The sequence below is a fragment of the Paenibacillus sp. GM2 genome (assembly GCF_900069005.2).
Lineage (GTDB): Bacteria > Bacillota > Bacilli > Paenibacillales > Paenibacillaceae > Fontibacillus.
Window position 1 is genome coordinate 696,842 of record NZ_LN831279.1, and the last position, 22,307, is coordinate 719,148.

Genomic DNA, 22,307 nt, shown 5'->3' on the forward strand with positions numbered 1-22,307 from the left:
GTGTGAGAATGAAGTGCTTCCGCGGTTTACTTCTTAGACTCATTAACTTATGATGGGGCTATGAATGATGAGATAGAGAGGATTGTGGATATGGAGCTTACAGAGAGTAGACTGATAAAGCCGGAGGCAATGATCTTCGATATGGACGGAACGCTGTTCATGACGGAGACATTATTGTTGCCGGCGTATCACCGCATGTTCGACCAGCTGCGGGAAGAGAAGCTGTATATGGGGGAAACTCCGCCTGAGCATGTCATTCTGGGTTGTCTTGGCATGCTGCTTGATGATATCTGGAAGAAAGTCATTCCCGATGCCAGCGAGGCAGCCCGCCAGCGGGCAAATGAGTTGCTGCTTGATTTGCAGCTGGAGGATTTGCAGAAGCATCATTCGAAGTTATATCCCGGTGTACTGGAGACGCTAACTGAACTGAACAAGCGGGGGGTTAAGCTGTTCGTAGCCAGTAACGGACTAGAGCACTACGTAAAAGGGGTAGCCAGAGCCCATGAGATTTCCCCGCTGCTTGAAGCCCTTTATAGTGCCGGTGAGTATGAGACAGCATCCAAGGTGGATCTGGTGAAGCTGCTGCTGGACAAACATCATATACATCATGCCTGGATGGTAGGGGATCGCTCCTCGGATGTAGAGGCTGGCAAGAAGAATGGACAAATCGTCATTGGCTGTGCCTATGCGGGCTTCGGGAACGGGCAGGAGCTGGAAGGATCGGATCGCTTGATTGCGAACTTTACGGAGCTGCTGAAGCTGTACGATCATGCAATTACAGAATAATATGAGTATCCGGGCAAAATAAAGAAGTCGCTCCTTTAAGAAGGGGCGACTTTATGTTTATAGAACCACAGTGCATATTCCAATGGCCTGACAATTGAGCGATGATAAGCCTCGGGATCACCGGACTGGATGAACACCTCTCGCGCAGGTTTTGGATTGACCTCAAGAATAAAAATTTTTCCATTCTTATCGATGGCCAGATCGAGAGCCAATTCGCAGAGCGCACCGTACGACTCTTCCAGATACGCCGCAGCCTCCACGCTCAGCTTCTCGGCCGTACGGCGAATTTCCAGGCGCTTCTCTTCATTTGGAGCAATTTGTCGCAGCAGTGTATTCATAGACACTGCCTGACCACCACCATGCAGATTGGAGGTGATGCTGCGAGGAGGACCGACGCGTCCGGCACATCCGGTTACGTCCCAAACCCCTTGCCCATTCTTCTGGACCAGCATGCGGTAATCATGAACCCTGCCGCTTGGCAGTTCAATTTGAATTCCCCGCTGGGCTACAAAGCGCTTCCCTCTCTTCCAACCGATCAGAAAAGGGACAAGTCGCGATTTATGAACCTTCTGGGCAGGGATAATCTGGCGATTCAGCCTTCTTCCTTGAATATAGAAGGTATCCTTCCCTAACTTTTCTACCCTTAATATGCCTCTTCCGCCAGTACCGTTGATCGGCTTGATATAAATGGTCGGATAGCTTTTGAGCAGCGAGTTGACGTTAGCGGAACTGTGAAACAGCGTTGTCTCGGGCAGATAGGGGCGGAATCTCGACTTGCGCAGCAAAGTTTGATATACGGTCCATTTATCCCGAAGCGGACGATTCAGGAAGTTCATGTTTTTATATTGCGCGCGGAATCTCTTTAATTGTTCGAAGCGTATGCTGCGTTGAATCCGGCAGCGATCGTAGATCATATGCGGAAAGCTTCGCCATTTCCGCGACCATTTCCGCTGCTTGGGATCATAGATCAGCGCGTGAATCATATTCTTCTTGGAGTCAACGTCCATGGGGGTAAAAACGAACACATCTAATCCGAGCTTCTGTCCTTCGGAGATCATTCGTTGGTAGATGTGCCGTTCCTCAAGCTGTTTCTTATTATTTAAATACAATGTCAAAATGCCAAGAACGGGTTGTGCCACTTGCATATTCACCTTCTTTGAGCGAGGTTGGCGGCAAATTTCTGTTTTCCGTTAGACTCTGATAGCCCAAGCATGGGATCCTGTGATGATTCTTGCAGGAGCAGTCCGCGTTTGCCGCCATGGATTTTAATCAAGCCCTTGGCACAGAGTCCGGCCCGGAATCCCATCTGCAGAGCGCCGAGATCATCCAGGGCAATCTGACAGGTCAGCGAACCGAGGGCGGCAAGCTGCTGCTTGAGCAAAGTTGTTCCAAGACCGATCCCGCGGTATAGGGGGTGAACCACAACGATGCAAAGGTCCTGCCCATATCCTGCTGCGCCGGAGAAAGCGGCAATTCTCGGGCCGTCTTCTGCCTGGACTGTAACTAGCTGCAATAATGTGCCGGGTTTGCTCAGATCCCGATAGCTAAGCATCAGCAGCTCATGGTAGACATTTCGGTACAATCGCTTGCCGGCACACCTGTTGATAAATGCCAGAATGTCGCTTTGCTGTCTCTTCCAGTCCATCTCGTTGTCAGGCTTTAAAGTTAACCAGTTCATCTTGGGTCCATCCCCCCTTGCGGATGTTATTTATCCTGATGTGCCAAATAATTGCTGAATTGGAAAACACGCTCCAGTGATTTTCTGCGAATATGGGTTTCATCAAATTTCATCGGTTTTGCGTTTGCTTCGAAAAACCAAATTTTCCCCTCAGTATCGATTCCCAGATCCATAGACATCTCCCCCAACGTGTGACCGCAGCCCCGCTCCACCTGCTTGGCGATAAGCAGCGCGCTCGATTTAAGCCGATTGATCAGGAAGGTGGTCATGTCGGAGCCGAAGGTTGGAGTTAGCAGCTTATCGGGATCCTCCACGCTTCCTCCTTGGGGAACATGAGTTGTAATTCGGTGCGGTCCGGCCAGACGGGCACCGACCCCGGTTATGCTCCATACGCCCTTTCCGGTCTTCTGCACCAGCAAACGCAGATCGAAATGACGATCCATATAGGAAGTAAGCGGGATGCCTTGCTGCATAATGTAAGGCACGCGAACCGTCTCAGCTCTAATTCTCCGCCACATCGTTGCAACATTATCGGTGGCATAGATTACATTTTTCTTCCGGATCCCCTGGATCGTTAACTGATAAGGCTTAGGACTGTCGGGATTATATCTCAGCAGCATAATGCCTTTACCGGCTTTGCCGCTCTCCGGTTTCAAATACAGGCTTCTGTACTGCCTTAGCATAGTGAACAATGTCCTTGGAGAGCGCATTCTCTTCGTATCCGGAACAAGACTGCGGGTGGAGCGATTCTTCTTCAGCCAGTCGAACAGGCGCCACTTATTGAAGAAGTACGGGTTAAACAATTGAATGGAATGATGCTTGATACATTCGTCGATTTTACGTTTTACTTGCGGCTTATTTTCGTCTTCTCGCAGCGGAATCCGGTTATATATGACATGGGGCAGAGGGAACCATTGCTTCTTCCAGGCTTTCTCCTCTGGACTATAGGAATAGCCTTGCACCTTTTTCGCTGACAATTTCAAATCCTTGGTTGTGAGAATATAGACAGGGAATTCAAGCTCCCTGCCTGTCTTCACGAGATCGCGAAAATTGGCGCGGTTCCCTCTGAATTGTTTTTCTTTGTCATGTACCGTGAGTATGGCGATGACAGGCTTCTGGTCAGCTAAAAGATGACTCATTAGCCATCCCTCCTCCGGAATTTGCTCAGATACAAGCAATGTTCCAAAATGTGCTCAATCGAGGCTCTGCCTTCTGCGCGGAGAGAGGGGTGCTTGAATATCGACCTTCCCGGCTTGGCATTCGCTTCGAACATCCAGACTCGTTCGTCCTTATCGATTCCGATGTCGAATCCGATCTCTCCGAGCAAATGCTGATGGTGGGCTTCGATCGATTCGGCGAGGTTAATTGCGACTACCTTGGCATTTCTAAGTACATCATCCGCTCTTGCGCCAAAGGCTCTTCCGAGGGCCTGCTCCGGAGTTAACAGTGAGCCGCCGTTCTTCAGATGTGTCGTCACGCTGCCCTTGCCTGCCTTCTTAGCACCAATGCCCACGACGACCCATTGGTTGCGGCCATTCTTATGCATATGGAATCTGAAATCGATCGGGCAGCCATCGATTTCTACCAGTCGAATTCCCTGCTGGGCGACATAACCGCGCAGGGCGCGTCCGTGCCTCGCCTGAAGCGTACGCATCAGGCTGCCGAAGGAGTTGAAGCGCAGCAGGGCATTGCGCCCGTTCTTGCGGTACCTTGCATAATATCCGTTCTTGGCCACATGCGACAGGCGGTAAATGCCGTTGCCAAGGCTGCCGCTGCTCGGTTTATAGTAGATCAGTGCATGACGATCCAGCAGGTCTTTAATCTGCTCTGGTGAAGGACTATTGATCGATTCAGGAACGAAACGACTGACCAGCGTATCTCTCTCCAGCAAGCGATAGATATCGGATTTATTGAAGAAGCTCCAGTTGAAAAACGGGATTCTGCGGCGGATAAATCGTTCACGCAGTTGATTGATAGAATTCGTCGTCTCCGCACGGCGACTTGGCAACCGATTGTAGACAACATCGGGCAACGGGACTTTCTTGCGCGTGAAGCGCCCGTTCTCACCGAGGAAGAATCCGTTAATGGTCTCGTTAGTCCAATTAATATCTCTCGGTGTGAAGGCGAAGATGTAGAATTGCTTGCCGCCCGAGGTCAGCAGTTGCTTGATAAAACCGGTCCTGGACCCGAAAGGATGGGTTGAGGATGAGGTTGGGCCATCGGAGAGTACGCCGATGAGCGGACCGATCTGAACCTCGCCTTCCTGAGCGCGCAGGAACACGCCGCCGGCCTTCGGAATTTTAATTCCTTTGCGAATTCCAGAGGCCAGATATAGATGTTTCCCTGTTTTGTTAATGGACTTGACTGTAGCGGGAACTCGTTCTCCGCCGAATCTGAGGTGGACCGACTTTTTTCCCGACAGCTTCAGGTTTTTCATTAAGGAGCCGGACACGTAGACGACCCGTTGAGGCTGCTGCGTGAAATGGACGTTGCCAAAAGTCAAACTCATGAATTTTTTCCTCCTAAAAATACGTGGTTCAAAAAGTCAGATATTGGGGTCTAACGGTTTTTCCGAGCCACATTCAGGATTTGCTATGCAATAAATAGCGAGCGTACCCCATTGGATTTTGTATCGATTTTCTGGCGCTTTTCATATCGCCGATTTTTACAAAGGAAGTGCGCCCTGGTTTGGAGTTAACCTCCAGTATCCATATTTTTCCTTTCCGGTCGACACCGAAGTCGATGCCCAGCTCTGCCAGACGGCCATAGTGGGCTTCCAGGGCTTCCGGGATCTCCGCGGCGAGTTCTTGAATTATTGTGGCTATCTTTCTTCCAGCGCCGCTCCCATACTGTTCAATCAGGAAGGGAATCGCCTTATGGGCTGTTCCGCCGCCATGCAGATTTGAAGTGACGGACTGCTTGCGGCCGACCCTTGCCGCCATACCGGTCTTCTCCCAACGGCCGGTCTCGTTCTTCTGCATCAGTACTCGGATGTCAAACGGCTCGCCTTCCGCATTGCTAAGCTCCAGATAGGGCTGGAGCAGGAAGGGGCGGCGTCCGATGAATTTATCGATCCATTCCAGGCCTTGCTTCAGACTTAGGAAGCGACGGTTAATGACATTGTTATTTCCGGCTCTCCCGGTGATACAGAGCTCATCTCCGAATGTCGACATCTTGACGTGCAAGGTCCGTCTGCCCTGCGTGCCCAATTGCGGCTTAAGGAATGCTTCTCCTTGGTGGGCATGCAGCCATTCGGACAATGCGCTTGAATCCTGATATTTTACGGTTTCCGGCAAATAGGAGGTGAACTTAGGATATTTGCCTAGCGTCCGGTATACGGCCCATTTTCCTGACAGGCTCCGGGTCAAATAAATAAAGGGATGGTTCTTCTTCAGCAAGGAGAGAGTCTGCTGCTTCTGATTCAATTGCTTGCGGTCACGGGAAAAATAGCGGTCATATACGATATCCGGCGGCGAGCACCATTTTCTTCCCCAATGTCCATCCTCATAGAAATAGCCGGCTACAAGTCCGCTATCCGGATTGACGGAGACCGGGCTGAATACATAGACCTCAAGCCCCTCTCTTTCTCCCATAATGCACAGATTGCGGCAGAAGGCCGGTTCAGCGAAAGGAAGCGTTCCTTCGCTGCTTGCTACCAGAATGCCAACCGCTCCTTTTGACAGCTTAGTCAAACTTCTCTCCTCCTTAGAATCCGGACAAATAACGGGCATATTCAATCACTTGCTTCACAGAGGGACGGATTTTGCTCCCACCCATGGGGGTGTTATCATTCTTGGATGGCTTGGAATTCACTTCAAGCAGCCAGATTCGACCATGATGATCCACAGCTAGATCGATGCCAAGCTCTCCGAAATGGGCCGAAATCTGTGCATCAACGCCCCTGGCAATATCAAGCGCTGCTTTGCGCAGCTGAGCGCTGACCCGGGATTTGACCCCGATGGGAAGCGAGCTTCGAGAGACAGCCTCCTTGACGGTGCTAAGCGATCCTCCGCGAGCCAGATTGGAGACAAAATGCTGACTGCCCGCTGTCCGGGCTACGATCGAGGTAATGTTCCAGGTTCCGCTTCGATTCTTCTGTACCAAGGCGCGAAAATCGACTGGACGCCGATCGCTTTCGATGAGAACAAGTCCCTGCTGGATCTGGTAGCGTGTTGTCTTCATCTTGGGCGATATTGCAGAATACAGCTTGGTGAGCGAAGGGTAGACCTGTCGTTTGGTTCCCCCGACCAATGCGGTCATCGATTGGTACGCCCCGCCTTCTAATCGGGAGATCCGTATGATGCCTTTGCCCAGACTTCCTTTGACCGGCTTGAGGAAGACGATCGGATGCTTGCCGCACATCATCTTCAGCGTAGAGTAGCCGCGGAACAAATGGGACTCTGGCAAGTAGCGCGATACGGATGCGTCTCGCCCCAGCGCGTCGAAGACTTCGGTTTTGTCGAGGAATTTTTCATTGAAGAAATGGCTTCCGTAGCTGGATTTTACTTCTTTCATAAAATGCTGTACGCTAGGTTTATTCTCTAATTTGCGGGTTGTCAGACGATTGTAGAATACGTCTGCAGCAGGCACGGTGATTTGCTTCCATGCTTCACCGAAGACCCAGCCTGACAAAGATTTCGAACTCGTTCCAATATGATCCGGTGTGAAGAAATAAACATACACTCCCTGACGCTGGCAGGCTTTCACGAGCTCTCTGCAGAACATCGTAATGGGACCGAAGGGCCTATCCGAGGCTCCTGCATAATCTCTGCTGATTAACACTCCGACGAGTGGACCAAACTGGAGAGTAGTGGAGTGCGGACGGTAGCTGAGCCGTAACGAGGAACGGGGCAGAACACCCATTTTCCCGGCCAGTTCTTGACTGATTCTTACGCCATCGAATCTGGCCAAGGGAATGACTTTGACGGTGTGCCGGAATGAGCCGAATGCGAGCTGCACCGGGTAATGGGTCGGGATTTTCCATTGCCGTATCAGCTGTTCGCCTAGGACGAGATAATCATTATCCAGCAGATTCGGGCTCATAATCTGAATCTTTATTTTTTTGGAGGGCATGAAGCGTAAGTCTCCTTCCAAGCTTAAGCTTGATATCCTGGATGCTAATAAGGGTATCTGCGTAAGTGCATGTAATGCATCATATGAGGACATAGAATCCTTGGTGATTGACCCATGTTTGATTTCATTAGCCTATATTCAGGGATTTGGCGAATGGAACATGAGGGGCCAAGGGGAAGGTAGGTAGGTATTGAGATGAATCCTTGGATTTATGTTATGGTCAGTGTAGCTGTTGCTGCTTTCGTCGGCGGTATCACAAACCATTTCGCAATCAAAATGTTATTCCATCCGAGAAAGAAGATGATGATCGGTCGATTTCGCGTCCCGTTTACCCCGGGATTAATACCGAAGCGTAGAGAGGATATCGCACAATCGCTCGGGAATGTCGTTGCCGATTATTTAGTGACTTCGGAAGGTCTGCAGGATATGGTGCTCCGTCCCACCTTCAAGCAGAAGGTAGAGGATTATTTGCGGGCGCTTCTCTATAAATGGGCGCAAAGTCCACTCACCTTGAAAGAGGCTGCTTTAACCGTGTGGGAGGAGGAAAAGTGGGAAGCGATCAAGCTGAAGCTTACCGGCACAACCAACGCGGTTCTTGAGCGTGGGATGGATTGGTTATGGGATCAATATGGTCTGGGTGACAAGCCGCTCAAGGAGATGATCCCTGGCTGGACAGAGGAGAATCGGGAGCGCTGGAGCGAGATAGCTGCGGAAGCTCTGCTGCGCACAATTGAAGAGGAACTGCTCTCTGCCGGAGGTCAGCGGATGCTGTCTAAGATGGCGGCCGGCTTGGCCGATCAGGCTGGAGGATTCCTGGGAACCATGGCAGCGATCTTTATGGACGAAGATAAGATGGTGCGCAAGCTGACCCCTGCTCTAGTCCGTGCTCTACGGGGGGATGAGACGAGGGCGAAGGTAGCGAGAGCGATTAAGGACAAGCTGGAGGAATATGCTGAGAAGCCGGTCAACGAGCTGTTGCAGCTATTAGCGGATGAAGAGGGCAAAGACTGGATCCTCTCACAGCTGCGGAGGCTGCCGCTGGATAAATGGATAAGCAAGGTCAAGGAATTGAAGGTATCATCCTTGCTGGCTTCCTGGGAGCCTCAACTGGAGCAAGCGATCCCCGGCTTTACAGACCGCATGCTCAGAGGGATCGTTCGTGGGATTCCGGTAGTGATTACGGCTATTCAATTGCCTAAGCTGGTGCATGAGCAAGTGCAGAAATTCCCGATTGAATTGTTGGAGGAAGTCATTCTTAGCGTCTCCGGCAAGGAATTCCGCGCAATTACTTGGCTGGGTGTGGTCCTTGGGGGAATGATCGGCTTGGTGCAATCTTTGTTCATGTTGTGGTGGCGGTAGCCAGGTTGCTTAAGGAACCTGGCTTCAAGGGAACCGATCCTATTGCGCAGGTATGAAAAGTGGCGGGTCCCCCGTGAATCGGTTATTATGGTTTGGAGTCTGTTCACAAAATTTCAGGAGGACATAGAAATGAATATTTATGATAAAGCGAATGAATTAGCGAATTCATTGAGAGAGAGTCAGGAGGTTGCGGATATCAAGTCAGCGATGAAGCTGATCGACCTGGATCTGGATAGCAAGCGGATGCTGGACGAGTTCCGCGCACAGCAAAATGCAATGCAGCAGCGGATGATGTCCGGGGATATGCCATCCCAGGAAGAGATGGGGCAGATGGAGAAGCAATTCGAGAGCCTTAGCCTTAACCTCAATATTCGTCGCTTGTTCGACGCCGAGCGCCGCTTGAGCGTTATTATTCAGGACGTAAACAAGATCATTACTGACAGCCTGCAAGACCTGTACGGTCCATCAATCCAAGGCTAGAGGAACTAAATAAATCGAGCCTATTGCGAGTTCAAAAAAGTTGGTTTTTCAGTATCGAGAAATTGGATGAAGCTGGGGATTGAGGAGCGTAGCGTAGGGAAAGCGGTGTGAGCACCTGAGGTGTTTCCGCAGGAAACATGACTTCTTAGGCATTCGCTTAGCCCGGCCGAATTCAAGAGTCGATATCGAATCGGCTTCCAGTGTTTCTTCGTGATCAAAAGCGACTTTTTGAACAACCTATCATATTGTTGGAACCTTCTTCATAGAGTAGATATATAGATTCCATGTACGAGCTGATGGAACATCGTCTATTCCAAGAAATGAAGGAGTTGTAGCTAAGATGAAAGTTGTCAAGAAGAAGAGCAAGTGGAAGCATGCCGTGTATTTGATCCTAGCCTTGGCTATGCTGGTATATGCCATTCCCCTGATTAAATTCCAGCCGGGCGGGGATTTTGTATCCTGGTTCGGAATAGTCTGGGCAGTGTTTGCCCTATTAATTATTGGAGCGCATTTGCATTTCCTGCTTGGTGTGAATGAGGAGAAGCAGCGGGCCCTGGATGCTGCCCGCCGCGCCAAACTAAGCGAGTGGCAGGGCAAGTGGGGCACTACGGAGCGACAGAATCATAGCATGTAAATGATTATATTTAAACAGCAAGCGCGAATCTTCCGGTTCAAATCGAACGGGGAGGCTCGCGTTTTTTTCTTGGGAATACGGTTGCCTTTTCGACGAGTGATTTAACGGTAATCCAAGAATTCTATTAATGATAGCTATATTCACTAGTAAAAAAGTTTAGTTTTTACTAAATCCAATAAGACTTAAAAAGCCCTTTTATGTGAAAAAATAAGCAAATATCTCGTTTTAAATGGATTTACAGGCAAATTAAGGATGAATTACGATTATTTTTACTGATAAAAATTGTTGACTTTTTACTAAAATTAAAAATATAATGAAAAAAAAAGAAATGCTCCACTTGGATAAGAAGGGAAGAAGCTGTAGTGTGAAGCGATATTCAGTCTTATTTTTAGTAATTTCGAATGCGCTTTCATATCAAAGAATTCCAGGGGGTGCCTACAGCAAACTTAGAATAGGCGATTCATAACATCTTTATGTAGCGGGATCGGGATTCAGCGTAGTCTTAAGATTTGGAACACCATTTTAGGGGGGGCTTTTATGCTGAAAGCAAAGGGGAAATTATTATTTATCGTTATGTTGCTAGTCGTTCTGTCTTTAACGGCTTGTGGTGGAGGAACGGGAAATAAGGCGGAGCAGGGCGGCAAGCAGACGATTCGGTTTGCAACTTGGGATTCTGAGGATAACTTGACGCTGCAGCAAGAACTGATCGATAAGTTTAATGAGCAACATCCTGATATTCAAGTGAACCTGGAGGCTTACGGCAGTGATTATGACACGAAGATTACCGCTGGTATGGGAGCCAAGGATGCTCCGGATGTGATGTATATGTGGAATTACCCGACCTATAAAGATGCATTGGAGCCTTTGGACGCTTATATCGAGAAGGAAGGCAGCGACTTTAAGGATAATTTCTATGAGACGCTGTGGAACTACAACTCGGCAGATGATCAAATCCTGGGCCTGCCGGTCGGCTATACTACACATGTCGTCTACTATAACAAGGATTTGTTCGATGCGGCGGGCGTTCCGTATCCGCAGGACGGATGGACTTGGGAAGATCTGCAGGCAGATGCCAAGAAATTGACTGATGATGCGGAGAGTATCAGCGGATTTGCCTTCTCAGGCAAGCCTGATCCTTATGATTACGAGATGTTCCTATGGGGGAACGGCGCATCCTATGTGGATGATCAAGGCAACCTTGAAGGGAATTTGAATAGTCCCAAATCTGTTGAAGTGCTAACTATGTTCCAGAATATGCTTAAGGAAGGATACGCGATTACCACCGAAGGCTCGGGAGCAACGGAGATGAAGTCAGGCAAGGTAGCCATGTTCACAAATGGAGCCTGGTCGCTCGGCAGCCTGCGTGAAGCGGGGATTAATTTCGGAGTCGTTGGATTGCCTAAGTTCAAAGATGGAAGCGCTGTCAGCATCGTGTCTTCCTCAGGAATTTCGATGTCGAAGGAATCGAGCAAAAAGGATGCAGCCTGGGAGTTCATTAAATTCTGGACGAGCGAAGAAGCCAATAAGGCGCGTATTGATTATGAACTGCCTGTGCTTAAGAGCGTAGTGGAGAGCGAGAATTTGCAGAATGATGAGCTGAAGAAAGTATTCTATCACATGCTTGAGATGAGTGAGAAATATACACCAGCTTCATTTAAAGTGGATAACTGGAGTGAAATCTCCGAGCGTCTGGAACTGGCGTTTGAGTCGATCTTTAATCCGAGTACTTTGATGGATCCGAAGGCTGTGCTGGATGATGCCGCTCAGTAATTTATTATGGAATGACCTCGATTAAGAGATGGAATGAATGTGGGGGCGATAAGGCTGTCGTCTCCCTCCTTTCCTATCATCATCACCCGCTCAGGGATATGCTATCAGACTAAGAGGAAAGTCGGAGGTTAGCTATGGAACAAGCAGCCAAAAGCTATAAACGAGCCCGCAAATTAGCAAAATGGACTCCTTATTTATTTATATCGCCCTGGATCGTCGGGATCTTGCTGTTTACGGTTGGACCGTTAGTATTTTCGTTAATCATGAGCTTCTTCAATTGGCCTGTCACCTCCAAGCCAACGTTTATCGGGCTTGGCAACTATTCCAAGATGTTTACGGATGACCCTCAGTTCTATAAATCATTGTGGATTACATTGAAGTTCGCCATCTTCTATGTCCCGCTCAGCCTGGGCATCTCGTTGATACTGGCCCTGCTCATTACACAGAATGTGAAAGGGGTCAAAATATTCCGCACCATCTTTTATCTGCCTGCCGTTGTGTCCGGGGTTGCTGTCTCGATTATTTGGGGCTGGATATTCAACACCAAATACGGGATTTTAAACTACGCGTTGTCTTTGCTCGGATTGGAAGGGCCGAAATGGCTGGTTGATCCGAACAGCGCGATTATCTCCATCGTCATTGCCAGCGCCTGGGGTGTCGGAACGATGATGTTGATCTTCTATACGAATATAAAAGGCATTTCGCCGGATTTATATGAATCGGCAGCGATTGACGGAGCGGGGCCGTTCCGGCAGTTCTGGAGCATTACCTTGCCGCTGATTACGCCAACGCTATTTTTCAACTTGATTACATCCACGATTTCCGCATTGCAGCAATTGACGCTGGTCCTGCTTCTAACCAATGGCGGGCCGCTCAAATCGACTTATTTCTATGGACTGTTCGTGTACAATAATGCGTTCAAGCACCATAAGCTTGGTTACGCCAGTGCGAACGCCTGGTTTATGTTCATCATCATTTTATTGTTAACAGCATTGATCTTCAGATCTTCCTCTGTATGGGTGTTCTATGAGAATGAAGTGAAGAATAAGCCTGCGCGGGGAGGAAAGGGCAAATGAAGACATCAGCATGGTATAAGACGATCATCTATTCTCTACTTGTGTTGTTTTCGATCTACTTTCTGTTTCCTTTCATATGGATTGTGCTGACCGCGTTGAAAACAGAATCCGAGGTGTATCAGTATCCGCTCGTGTTTTTTCCGGGTGGCTGGAGATTCTCCAACTTTGTTGATGCCTGGAATGCTCAGCCCTTCAGCAAATATTTGCTGAATTCGATCACGATTACGGTGCTGACAACCATTGGACAGATCATTTCCTGTTCGATGATCGCTTATGGTTTCTCCAGATATGAGTTCAAGTTCAAGAATGGTCTATTCATCCTGCTATTGGCGACGATGATGATCCCTTGGGACGTTACAATGATTCCGCTTTACATGCAGTTCAATTTATTCGGCTGGATTAATACCCTGAAGCCGCTGGTCATACCTGCCTTTTTCGGTTCGGCCTATTATGTATTCCTGCTGCGGCAATTTTTGATGGGCGTGCCTAAGGAACTGGAGCATGCAGCCAAGATTGACGGGGCTAATGACTTCCAGACATACTCCAGAATATTTGTGCCGATTATGAAAGCGCCGCTAACGCTGATTGCCGTCCTTAATATTCTTAGCGTCTGGAACGACTATCTCGGACCGCTCATCTTCTTGCAGGATCGCTCAAAGTATACGCTGGCACTAGGGCTGGCTGCGTTTAAAGGAGTTCATGAATTACAGATCATTCCGATTATGTCGATTACGATACTAATGATTATTCCGCCGGTCATCGCCTTCTTGTTTGCACAGAAATATATAGTTGAAGGAATTAGCGGAGCGATTAAATAACAGTGTCAAGCGTTATACAACCACGGTATTGGGGAGGAAGTTGGTATGAGAAGAAGCTATAAACGCTGGGAGGATATTCATCTATCTCACATCAATCGTAAAAGCGCGAGCGCAAGCTTCTGGCGTTATCGCTCGAAACAGCAAGCGCTAGAGATGAATAAGAAGGAGAGTATCGGTTATCAAAGTCTGGACGGAGTGTGGGAATTCCTCTATCTGGAGGCGCCCGAATTGTCTCCAACAGGCTTCTATCAAATAGATTATGATTCTAGCAAATGGGATCGCATTGAAGTTCCCTCCTGTTGGCAGATGAAAGGGTACGGGAAGATGAGTTATACCGATCTGTACTATCTTTTCCCGATTCATCCCCCGTATGTGCCAACCGACAATCCAACGGGAATTTATCGGCGCAGCTTCCGTGTGGGGGAATTGGCTTCGGGACAGCGCACCCTATTGAAATTTAACGGCGTGGATAGCGCCTTTGATCTATGGATTAACGGTGAGCATGCCGGCTACAGCAAGGTGAGCCGCCTGCCATCAGAGTTCGATATTACACCGTATATTGCAGCGGGAGATAATCAGATCACGGTTCGTGTCTATCAATGGTCGGACGGAACTTATCTGGAAGATCAGGATATGTGGTGGTTAAGTGGTATTTTCCGTAGTGTTGAACTATATCAGGTGATGGAGACAACGGTTGAGGATATTTATGTCGTCACGGAATTCGATGAATCGTATCAGGATAGTGAGCTGAAGGTGCAAATCAAGCTGGGTAGCTGTGCCGAGCATGAGAAGAATGTCAGGATTACCTGCGAGCTGCTTGACGATCAGGGGGAACTTGTGACTGAGATGGAGCGAGGAATGACCTTCTCTGCTGGGGCTACCCAGGATATTACGTTGAACCGGCTGATCTCCGCGCCTAGGCAATGGACGGCAGAAACGCCTAATTTGTATTCACTACTCGTAACGCTGTATGAAGGAGAGCAGGTTGTAGAGGTCATTCCACTGCGCATCGGCTTCCGCTGTGTTGAAGTAAAGGATGGCAACATTAGGGTGAACGGAAAGGTTATCATGATTAATGGCGTCAACCGCCATGACCATGATCCGGAGCAAGGTCGTACCGTTAGTCCGGAGCGGATGCTGCAGGATATCCTGCTCATGAAGCGGCACAATATCAACGCGGTTCGTACGGCCCATTACCCGAATAATGAAGTATTTTATGACCTCTGTGACCAATACGGACTGTATGTTATCGATGAAGCGGATTTGGAATGTCATGGCTTCGAGCTGATCGGTCGTTATGATTGGCTATCCGATAATCAGGAATGGGAACAAGCCTATGTGGATCGTGCTGAGCGAATGGTGCTGCGCGACCGCAATCATGCTTCGATCATTATGTGGTCCTTGGGCAATGAATCAAGCTTTGGCAGCAATTTCGCCAGTATGGCCCAGACCTGCAAACGGCTGGACCCGACGCGCCTGGTTCATTATGAAGGGGACCGTAAAGCGATTGTCACCGACGTCTATTCCACGATGTATACAAGGTTTGAGGCACTGAAGGGGATCGGCCGGGATGAGGAGGGCAAGAAGCCTCATATAATGTGTGAATACGGACATGCCATGGGGAATGGACCGGGCGGTCTTCAGGAATATCAGGATGTATTCAGGCAGTATAAGCGGTTGCAGGGCGGCTTCATCTGGGAATGGTGTGATCATGGCATCCAGCAGATTGATGCCGACGGGAACACCTATTATGCTTACGGCGGAGATTTCGGCGATGAGCCTACGAACGGCAATTTCTGCATCGACGGCATGATATACCCTGATCAGACACCTTCGCCAGCGCTGCTGGAATATAAGAAAGTGATTGAACCGGTGAAGACAAAGGCTGTGGATCTGAAGCAGGGCATGATTGAGATAGAAAATACGTATCAATTTCTTGATCTTTCTCATTTGCAACTCGTATGGAAGGTTGTACATGACGATCAAGTGCTTGTCCAAGGCAAAGCATCACTGGATGCCATTATGCCTGGTGAGCGGAGGGAGCATCGAATGGATTATTCTATAGATGAAGTGCTTCCCAACACGGACTACTATTTGAATTTGCAATATCAATTGAAGGATGGAACGATTTATGCGGAACAGGGGCATGTAGTCGCTGATGCGCAGTTCAAGCTTCCGTATGAACGAACCGAATTAACGGTACGTCAAACATCAGGAGAATTAAGCATCGTACGGGATGCGCTGTATACAACAATATCCAACGCCCAGTTCGAAGTGGTATTCGACCATGTGTACGGTTACTTGCACAGCTATCGCCGACATGGCGCGGCATGGATTGAACGCGGTCCGAGGCTGACGATGTGGCGGGCGCCGATCGATAACGATATGTATAAGGTGGATGATTGGAAAAAGAAATATTTTCTTCATCTCAGCAGTGAGCAATTCATGGGCTTTGAAGTGAAAGATTATGGCAGCTACGTGGAAGTGAATATATCTACTTACTTCAGTGCATTGAATCAGGCCTTTGGCTTCGAGACAGTTTACCGTTATACCGTGTATGCGGATGGAACGATCCGGCTTCATTTGGCGGGAGAACCTGTGATCCATGGCAAAGAGGTTCCGTCTATGCTGCCGCGGTTAGGTATCGAGATGCATGTTCGTCAAGAGCTCGAACAGGTGACCTGGTACGGCAGGGGGTTCGGAGAGAACTACGTTGACAGCAAACAGGCAGCGATGATGGGAGTATATCGCGCAGCGGTTGAAGAATTGCATACTCCTTATGTGTATCCGCAGGAGAATGGCAACCGTACCGATGTGAAATGGTTCAGCATGTCGGATCGTGAGTCATCGTCGATCCTGTTCAAATTACGGCACAGCTGCGAGCTTACTGTGCATGATTACACGACAGAAGCGCTCGAACGGGCAAAGCATCCTCACGAATTAGAGAAGGCTTCCTATCATGTTGTTCATATCGATGATATGCAGACAGGACTAGGTAGCAATAGCTGCGGCGAGGAGCAGCTTCCTCCATACAAGCTTGGTCTTCGTCCATTTGCCATCGATGTGGAGTGGTTGGCGGTTATGCCCGGGACTGAAGTGAGTGCAAGCAAACGGCTGTATGCCGAGAAGGGGTGAGGCGATGAACATCAATATTGCGGACATTCCGTTCAGCCGTTACGGATCATACTTTGCGTTCTCCCTGGATCGGAAGAACGGTCAGCTGATGCTGCGGGATCTGCATGGTGGAGATGAGGCGCCAAGCAATATATTTGAGGTTCGTCTTATGCAGAATGGCGTGCCGGTGGCTTATGATCTGGATGTAACAGAGACGAGGCTTCGCCTCGTCCATCGCGATCAGCCAGAACAATGGGCAGAGCTATGCTTTAGTGATGAAGATGTTATTCGCGGCATGATGAATGGAGTATCCTTACAGCTAATAGCGCACAAGTCGCGTTATGATAGTCTTATGCCTTACAGGGAGAAGCAATGGGAGTACCATCTATATACGAAGGAAATCAAGCTGATGTTTACGCTGCTTCAGGGAGAGGTTGAGGTAGATGCACCCTGGAGTACGGTGGGCAATGAGCGTATATCCATTACGTTCAATCCGAACGGCGGGGGAAGCAGCTTTGCGATCGAGAGCTATAAGACAGTCTGGATGAGACGAGAGTATGATGACTATCCTGCGGCGTATGAGCGGGTAAAACAGCATTATGCGCAGTGGCTGCAGCAGATGGCAGTTGTACCGGAGCGGTTCGAGCCATCGCGCCAATTGGCTTCTTATATAACATGGTCCTGTGTCGTGCATCCCGAAGGTCAGCTAACAGATTACGCAATGTATATGTCCAAGAACTGGATGTTTAATATTTGGAGCTGGGATAACTGCTTTAATGCCTTAATGCTGAGTAAGCAGCGGCCCGAGCTGGCGCTGGCTCAACTGGAGATATTTATAGCCCATCAGGATCAGAGCGGCATTTATGCGGACTTCATTAATGATAAGTTCATTTCCTTCAATTGCTGCAAGCCGCCGATCCACGCTTGGGCTTTCACGCAGATGAGGCAGCAGAATGCCAAGTTCAATGAGCCAGCGCTTGTAGTCAGGATGTATGATAGCTTGAAGCGGGCGACGAATTATTGGCTGGAACATCGCCGCAGCGATGCTCGTTATCTGCCGGTGTACAATCATGGCAATGACTCGGGCTGGGATAATGCTTCGATCTTCCACGATGGGGTTCCGGTCGAGTCGCCTGATCTGGCAGCTCATCTGATCCGCCAGATCGATATATTAAGCGATATGGCGGTTGAGCTAGGTCTCATAGACGAAGCGAAAAAATGGAGCAAGATGGCCGATGAGTTGTACGATCTGCTTATGGAGCGCTTGTATGTGGGAGGCACCTTCGTTGCCAGATATGCTCCGGAGGACCGGATTATCGAACATCAGGACAGCCTGATTCTGTTGATGCCGCTTGTGATTGGCTACAGGCTGCCGCCGGAACTAACCGACAGGCTGGTACGGATATTAGTTGAGAAATTCGAAGCTCCATACGGAATATGTACAGAGAGCATGGATAGTCCGCTTTATAAGGACAATGGCTATTGGCTAGGTCCGATCTGGGCACCGGTCAGCTATTTGTTCATTGATGCACTTCAAAATAATGGATATAATGAACTTGCGGCAGCGTTGGCGCATAAATTTATGGAACTGACACTTGTCGGCGGAATGGCGGAGAATTTCGATCCATTCAGCGGCAAAGGCCTGGTCGATCCTGCCTTTACTTGGACATCGAGTGTATTTCTGCTGTTAGCGGAACAGTTCGCTATGGCGGTGAATGAATAAGGATGAGAAAATATGCAGGTGAACTCGGCCTCCTGTTAGTAGCGGTTATCTGGGGAACGGGATTTATTGCGAGTGCGATTTCGCTTGATTTTATGTCACCCTATCAAGTGATGGCAATTCGCTTTCTGATCGCCTCCTGCCTTATGGCCCTGATCTTTATCAAGCATATACGGGCATTGACGCGGCAAGCGTTAGCGGCGGGTGTAGTGCTGGGCATATTTCTATTCCTGGCTTTCCTGTTGCAGACCTTGGGGCTGCAATATACAACCCCTTCCAAGAACGCATTTCTGACCGCAGTCAACGTGGTGATTGTCCCGTTTATCGGCTTCCTCCTCTTTCGGAGAGGCTTGGATAAATTCGGTTTGATCGGTGCGGTTCTGGCCATTGCCGGCGTTGGCATTCTATCCGTAGAATTGAACGGGGCGTTTAATACCGGAGATGCCTTGACATTGCTATGTGCGGTTTGCTTTGCTTTTCATATCTTCTTTACGGCTGAATTTGTTAAGAAGCACTCGCCGATCGGACTGACGATCGTGCAGATGTTTACGGCATTCTTGCTCTCTATACTAGTCATCTTGTTCCGTGGGGAATCGGTTCATTTCGATTTCGACGGCAGAGGTTTGCTGGCAGCGTCCTATTTAGGCGTATTCAGCACGACGGTTGCTTTTCTGGTACAGACCCTCGCGCAGAAATATACGACCGAGACCAAAGCGGCGATCATATTGTCGACGGAGGCGTTGTTTGGCACTCTGTTCTCGGTGTTAATCTTGCATGAGCAGCTTACGATACGTATCATTATCGGTAGTATATTGATTTTGGCAGCGGTGATCACCGCGGAGACGAAACTGGCTTTTTTACAAAATAAGATGAGTAGGCGGTATAATGGCAACGATTAAAGAGATTGCGGATATAGCCAATGTCTCCATTGCGACTGTGTCGCGGGTATTAAATTATGATGAGACGTTGAATGTGACCGATGAGACGAGACAGCGGGTCTTTGAGGCTGCTGAGCAGCTCTCCTATCAGGCGCCGAGTCGCAAGAAGCGCAAGCGGAGATTCAAGATCGGGCTCTATTATTCTTATTCTCTGGAAGAAGAATTGGATGATACCTATTATCTCTCGATTCGTGTTGCATTGGAGAAGAAGCTGGAGCAAGAAGGCCATAAAATATACCGTATCCGCAGCGGCGATCAGCCCGAACGGCTGCGGACGATCGATGGAATCATATGTCTCGGGTTCTTCGTCAGAGAAGACATCGAGCGCATCTCAGCCTTTCAGAAGCCGGTCGTCTTTATTGATTCATCTCCGGACCCGGACCGCTTTGATTCGGTTGTCATCGATTTTCATAAGGCGACTCGCAAAGTGCTTGATTACTTGCTGGAGCTTGGGCATACGAAGATTGGCTTTATCGGCGGTGTCGATACGGGTAAAACTGTCTCTTATTAACATCTNTTCGTCAGAGAAGACATCGAGCGCATCTCAGCCTTTCAGAAGCCGGTCGTCTTTATTGATTCATCTCCGGACCCGGACCGCTTTGATTCGGTTGTCATCGATTTTCATAAGGCGACTCGCAAAGTGCTTGATTACTTGCTGGAGCTTGGGCATACGAAGATTGGCTTTATCGGCGGTGTCGATACGGATAAATCGGGCAATCATTACTATGATCTGCGGCAGGAAGTGTTCGAGAAGTATTTAAAGAGCAAGGGCCTCTATCATGAGGAATATATAAAGATCGGCGGCTATAATCCGAAGGATGGCTACCTGCTGCTGAAGCAGCTGCTGGAGCTCAAGGAGAAGCCGACTGCCGTATTCGTCGCGAATGATACGATCGCCGTTGGGCTTTACAAGGCCTGCTCCGAACTGGGGTATCGCATACCGGAGGATATTAGCATTATCGGATTCAACGATATCTCGGCTGCACAGTTTATGGTCCCGCCTCTGACTACGATTCGTTTGAATACGGAGTTTATGGGTGAGACGGCTGTGCTGCTGATGCAGGACCGCTTGAATAGCGACAGGGAGATCTGTCTGCAGATCACGATCCCTACGAAGCTGATCATACGCGAGAGCGCCATCGATGTGAGATGAACAGCGGGGCGTGGGTGCTCCGCTGTTATTAAGTGAGAGTGAGTCGTATTGTGTTGTAGCTCATAGCTGGAACCGATTTGGAGGGTTGCCTCATTCGCAATAATTTTGCTGCGATCGGGCAGCCTTTTCTGTTTTTTAATAGCCTTACCTAGCCTAAAGTCTAGCTTCAGATACCACCTGAGACGGTTATGTCACGCAAATGAGCCCGATATAATAGATTTATAAACTCAGAGCGTGAACTCAAAGGAGTGTTTGAATGATGAAGGCAACAGAAGCGACCGCCACGGTGCGGTCAGGTAAGGTGAATTGGGCGTTATTTAATCCGAAAACCTATGCAACGATCCTCTATTTACTGATATCTCTCCCGTTAGGGATTATCTATTTTACGGTAGCGATCATAGGAATTGCACTATCCGTAGGTCTAACCCCTGTATTTATCGGAATACCGCTATTTTTTGGCGTAGCTAAGCTGTTGAATGGGATTGTGAAGTTTGAACAAAACATGATTAGACAAATTTTAGGTTTGCCTACTCCTCCTGTTTCGAATCCCCACAATCGACAGTCTGAGGCTGGGCAGAACTGGTTGAAACGAATGATCAAGGATTTTGACGGGGCGCTATTCATTCGCAACCTGCTGCTCGTATTACTGAGATTTGTAACAGGCATTGTCTTCTTTATTATTATGATAACGGCGATTTCATTAGGGCTGGGACTTATCGCTCTTCCCGTCGTGCATATTATTTTGATGAATGAAATGCAGCTCGATATTTTAGAGAATAGCCTATTTAGCTATTTTCATATCGATTGGACCTATAACCAGCAATATATGCTGTATGTAGGTGCTGGCCTTGTACTTTTTTGGGTCGCACTTCGCGTCGTGAATGGACTCATGCAAGTTCAGCGCAGAATCATGTATGTGGATGAGCCATATCAGCAGCCATCAGTACCGATGGAAACGACGGTCCAGCCACAATATTATGACTACCCCGAAGATCCCTCTACCCAAGCGATGATACAGCCAGCCTACAGAGAGCTTTAAAAGCTCTCTTTTTTATTTGCAAATTGATGCAGGATAATGCGCGGTATATTTGGACAACTCTGCCTTAACCTCCGATGTCTCCAGCCAACCGCTTGTGGCAAGAGGCTTCTAAAATTTGCCGGAAACTAGGGAGCGCAATTCGGTGGCAAACATTTCTCTGAATTCTAAGGCATAAGGGAACACTGTTCGTTCTTAACCGTCTCCCAAGCACTTCCTAAATTCTGACAAAACTGTGGAACGCTATTGTCACCAAACCACCACCCCAAACTCTAGCGAACCAGGGTAACGTTATTGCCGCTCAATCACCTTCTGAATTCTAAGCAAACTCGGTAACACTATCTGCCGCCCAACGTTGCCCTAAAATCTAACGAGACTAGTGAACGCACTTTGCTGCCTACACCGTCTCCCTAAATTCTAACGAACCAGAGTTACGCTATTGCCGCCCAATCGCCTTCTGAATTCCAGATAAACTCGGTAACACTATCTGCCGCCCAACGTTTCCCTAGAATCTAATGAGACTAATGAACGCACTTTGCCGCTCAATCGCCACCCCAAACTCTAACGAAACAGGGTATCGTTATTGCCGCTCAATCACCTTCTGAATTCCAGCTAAACTCGGTAACACTATCTGCCGCCCAACGTTTCCCTAGAATCTAATGAGACTAATGA

The 22,307-nt window shown here is 48.7% G+C and carries 19 protein-coding genes; 13 read left to right on the forward strand and 6 right to left on the reverse strand.

Translation table 11 applies throughout. The annotated features are described in order from the left end of the window. Positions 1-60 precede the first annotated feature (60 nt). Entirely contained in the window at positions 61-786 is a 726-nt protein-coding gene (locus BN1360_RS13000; protein ID WP_420707899.1) for an HAD family hydrolase, read from the forward strand. A gap of 35 nt (positions 787-821) precedes the next feature. Here BN1360_RS13000 and BN1360_RS13005 read toward each other — a convergent pair whose 3' ends face one another. The 6 genes from BN1360_RS13005 to BN1360_RS13030 form a co-directional block, all read right to left on the reverse strand. Beyond that, a complete protein-coding gene (locus BN1360_RS13005; RefSeq protein WP_068780308.1) occupies positions 822-1,925 on the reverse strand; it encodes a YheC/YheD family endospore coat-associated protein in 1,104 nt (367 codons plus the stop codon). A gap of 8 nt (positions 1,926-1,933) precedes the next feature. Next, positions 1,934-2,464, reverse strand: coding sequence for a GNAT family N-acetyltransferase (locus tag BN1360_RS13010; RefSeq protein WP_068780282.1), 531 nt, complete (start codon positions 2,462-2,464; stop codon positions 1,934-1,936). Positions 2,465-2,490: 26 nt separating this feature from the next. Continuing rightward, positions 2,491-3,603: a YheC/YheD family endospore coat-associated protein gene (locus tag BN1360_RS13015; RefSeq protein WP_068780283.1), complete on the reverse strand. Its 1,113-nt coding sequence runs from the start codon at positions 3,601-3,603 to the stop codon at positions 2,491-2,493. After that, positions 3,603-4,973 (reverse strand): YheC/YheD family endospore coat-associated protein, encoded by a 1,371-nt coding sequence (locus tag BN1360_RS13020; RefSeq protein ID WP_068780284.1) that lies wholly within the window; start codon positions 4,971-4,973, stop codon positions 3,603-3,605. The genes BN1360_RS13015 and BN1360_RS13020 overlap by 1 nt, the downstream gene beginning before the upstream one ends. Before the next feature lie 73 nt (positions 4,974-5,046). Further along, entirely contained in the window at positions 5,047-6,156 is a 1,110-nt protein-coding gene (locus BN1360_RS13025) for a YheC/YheD family endospore coat-associated protein (RefSeq protein WP_069188344.1), read from the reverse strand. 13 nt (positions 6,157-6,169) lie between these two features. Continuing rightward, positions 6,170-7,537 carry a YheC/YheD family endospore coat-associated protein gene (locus BN1360_RS13030; RefSeq protein ID WP_068780286.1) on the reverse strand — a complete coding sequence of 456 codons (1,368 nt, stop codon included), beginning with the start codon at positions 7,535-7,537 and terminating at the stop codon, positions 6,170-6,172. A gap of 195 nt (positions 7,538-7,732) precedes the next feature. Here BN1360_RS13030 and BN1360_RS13035 point away from each other — a divergent pair, with 195 nt between their 5' ends. From BN1360_RS13035 to BN1360_RS13090, 12 genes are all read left to right on the forward strand, one after another. Continuing rightward, the gene (locus BN1360_RS13035) at positions 7,733-8,896 is read left to right on the forward strand and encodes a DUF445 domain-containing protein (protein WP_068780288.1); all 1,164 of its coding nucleotides are present in this window, start codon (positions 7,733-7,735) and stop codon (positions 8,894-8,896) included. A 129-nt stretch (positions 8,897-9,025) separates the two neighbouring features. Then, complete coding sequence (locus tag BN1360_RS13040) at positions 9,026-9,376, forward strand: YlbF/YmcA family competence regulator (protein ID WP_068780289.1); 351 nt, start codon at positions 9,026-9,028, stop codon at positions 9,374-9,376. 340 nt (positions 9,377-9,716) lie between these two features. Further along, a complete protein-coding gene (locus tag BN1360_RS13045) occupies positions 9,717-10,010 on the forward strand; it encodes a hypothetical protein (protein WP_068780290.1) in 294 nt (97 codons plus the stop codon). 537 nt (positions 10,011-10,547) lie between these two features. Then, positions 10,548-11,780, forward strand: a complete 1,233-nt coding sequence (locus BN1360_RS13050; RefSeq protein ID WP_195714260.1) for an ABC transporter substrate-binding protein — start codon at positions 10,548-10,550, stop codon at positions 11,778-11,780. 134 nt (positions 11,781-11,914) lie between these two features. Then, on the forward strand, positions 11,915-12,856 hold the full coding sequence (locus tag BN1360_RS13055; protein ID WP_068780291.1) for a carbohydrate ABC transporter permease: 942 nt from the start codon (positions 11,915-11,917) through the stop codon (positions 12,854-12,856). Continuing rightward, positions 12,853-13,674, forward strand: coding sequence for a carbohydrate ABC transporter permease (locus BN1360_RS13060; RefSeq protein ID WP_068780292.1), 822 nt, complete (start codon positions 12,853-12,855; stop codon positions 13,672-13,674). Before BN1360_RS13055 ends, BN1360_RS13060 begins: the two co-directional genes overlap by 4 nt. Before the next feature lie 45 nt (positions 13,675-13,719). Further along, complete coding sequence (locus BN1360_RS13065) at positions 13,720-16,809, forward strand: glycoside hydrolase family 2 TIM barrel-domain containing protein (protein ID WP_068780293.1); 3,090 nt, start codon at positions 13,720-13,722, stop codon at positions 16,807-16,809. A gap of 4 nt (positions 16,810-16,813) precedes the next feature. Beyond that, complete coding sequence (locus tag BN1360_RS13070; RefSeq protein ID WP_069188345.1) at positions 16,814-18,511, forward strand: amylo-alpha-1,6-glucosidase; 1,698 nt, start codon at positions 16,814-16,816, stop codon at positions 18,509-18,511. 2 nt (positions 18,512-18,513) lie between these two features. Continuing rightward, complete coding sequence (locus BN1360_RS13075; protein ID WP_068780294.1) at positions 18,514-19,407, forward strand: DMT family transporter; 894 nt, start codon at positions 18,514-18,516, stop codon at positions 19,405-19,407. Continuing rightward, complete coding sequence (locus BN1360_RS13080; protein WP_068780295.1) at positions 19,394-19,957, forward strand: LacI family DNA-binding transcriptional regulator; 564 nt, start codon at positions 19,394-19,396, stop codon at positions 19,955-19,957. The genes BN1360_RS13075 and BN1360_RS13080 overlap by 14 nt, the downstream gene beginning before the upstream one ends. 30 nt (positions 19,958-19,987) lie before the next feature. Beyond that, positions 19,988-20,599: a substrate-binding domain-containing protein gene (locus BN1360_RS13085; protein WP_267490898.1), complete on the forward strand. Its 612-nt coding sequence runs from the start codon at positions 19,988-19,990 to the stop codon at positions 20,597-20,599. Positions 20,600-20,858: 259 nt separating this feature from the next. Further along, complete coding sequence (locus tag BN1360_RS13090; protein WP_068780311.1) at positions 20,859-21,638, forward strand: sensor domain-containing protein; 780 nt, start codon at positions 20,859-20,861, stop codon at positions 21,636-21,638. Positions 21,639-22,307: the final 669 nt, after the last annotated feature.

Bases quoted from the DNA above. Each gene is read 5' to 3' on its own strand.
- BN1360_RS13000 (WP_420707899.1), top strand. From the start codon at position 61: ATGAATGATGAGATAGAGAGGATTGTGGATATGGAGCTTACAGAGAGT.
- BN1360_RS13010 (WP_068780282.1), bottom strand. From the start codon at position 2,464: ATGAACTGGTTAACTTTAAAGCCTGACAACGAGATGGACTGGAAGAGA.
- BN1360_RS13015 (WP_068780283.1), bottom strand. From the start codon at position 3,603: ATGAGTCATCTTTTAGCTGACCAGAAGCCTGTCATCGCCATACTCACG.
- BN1360_RS13020 (WP_068780284.1), bottom strand. From the start codon at position 4,973: ATGAGTTTGACTTTTGGCAACGTCCATTTCACGCAGCAGCCTCAACGG.
- BN1360_RS13030 (WP_068780286.1), bottom strand. From the start codon at position 7,537: ATGCCCTCCAAAAAAATAAAGATTCAGATTATGAGCCCGAATCTGCTG.
- BN1360_RS13035 (WP_068780288.1), top strand. From the start codon at position 7,733: ATGAATCCTTGGATTTATGTTATGGTCAGTGTAGCTGTTGCTGCTTTC.
- BN1360_RS13040 (WP_068780289.1), top strand. From the start codon at position 9,026: ATGAATATTTATGATAAAGCGAATGAATTAGCGAATTCATTGAGAGAG.
- BN1360_RS13045 (WP_068780290.1), top strand. From the start codon at position 9,717: ATGAAAGTTGTCAAGAAGAAGAGCAAGTGGAAGCATGCCGTGTATTTG.
- BN1360_RS13050 (WP_195714260.1), top strand. From the start codon at position 10,548: ATGCTGAAAGCAAAGGGGAAATTATTATTTATCGTTATGTTGCTAGTC.
- BN1360_RS13055 (WP_068780291.1), top strand. From the start codon at position 11,915: ATGGAACAAGCAGCCAAAAGCTATAAACGAGCCCGCAAATTAGCAAAA.
- BN1360_RS13060 (WP_068780292.1), top strand. From the start codon at position 12,853: ATGAAGACATCAGCATGGTATAAGACGATCATCTATTCTCTACTTGTG.
- BN1360_RS13065 (WP_068780293.1), top strand. From the start codon at position 13,720: ATGAGAAGAAGCTATAAACGCTGGGAGGATATTCATCTATCTCACATC.
- BN1360_RS13070 (WP_069188345.1), top strand. From the start codon at position 16,814: ATGAACATCAATATTGCGGACATTCCGTTCAGCCGTTACGGATCATAC.
- BN1360_RS13075 (WP_068780294.1), top strand. From the start codon at position 18,514: ATGAGAAAATATGCAGGTGAACTCGGCCTCCTGTTAGTAGCGGTTATC.
- BN1360_RS13080 (WP_068780295.1), top strand. From the start codon at position 19,394: ATGGCAACGATTAAAGAGATTGCGGATATAGCCAATGTCTCCATTGCG.
- BN1360_RS13090 (WP_068780311.1), top strand. From the start codon at position 20,859: ATGAAGGCAACAGAAGCGACCGCCACGGTGCGGTCAGGTAAGGTGAAT.